Source organism: Pontibacter sp. HJ8 (assembly GCF_054824225.1).
On the sequence record NZ_JSYF01000610.1, the window covers coordinates 1 to 651 of the forward strand.

A 651-nucleotide genomic window follows, 5' to 3' on the forward strand; every position below is an offset into this window, starting at 1 on the left:
GACTAGGAAATAAGCTAAGAAGTTAACATTTAAGCCAATCTTTACTCAGAAACCAGTATGCCCCGCTCCCTCCTCCAGCAAATCTCCTACCTTACCCCAGAGGACATAGAAGCTTTTCTGCCGCTCTGGAAGAAGCGGGTGAAGCTGAACCAGTATGATTTTCTGATACGGCAGGGGCAGGTGGAGCAGGGCCTATACCTTGTCATGAGTGGCGCCCTGCGCATTTACTACCCGCTGCCCGACGAGGAGATCTGTGTAGGCTTCGGCTATCCCCATACCTTGCTGGTTTCGTTTCCGTCCTTCGTGGAGGGCAAGCCTTCTGCATATTACATACAGGCCCTGAAAAAGAGCGAACTGCTGGGTATAAGCAAGGCAGACCTGACGCAGCTGATAGAGGAGCGGCCGAACATCCGGCGTTTCTGGTACGAGCAGATGGAGAAGGCACTGGTAGGGAAAATAGAGCGGGAAGTAGACCTGCTGCTGCCGGAACCGGCGCAGCGCCTGCAGCGTGTGATGGAGCGCAGTCCGCACCTGTTTCAGCACATCCCCAAAAAGTACATCGCCTCCTACCTCCGCATGTCCCCCGAAACCCTGAGCCGGTTGAAGTAAATCTATACTTCAACCGGCTCAGGAATTTATTTTATATTATTG

1 protein-coding gene is annotated in these 651 nt (G+C 52.8%); it reads left to right on the plus strand.

Translation table 11 applies throughout. The features are described from left to right. The first annotated feature begins 57 nt into the window (after window positions 1–57). Entirely contained in the window at window positions 58–609 is a 552-nt protein-coding gene (locus OB13_RS20010) for a Crp/Fnr family transcriptional regulator (RefSeq protein ID WP_461491953.1), read from the plus strand. Window positions 610–651: the final 42 nt, after the last annotated feature.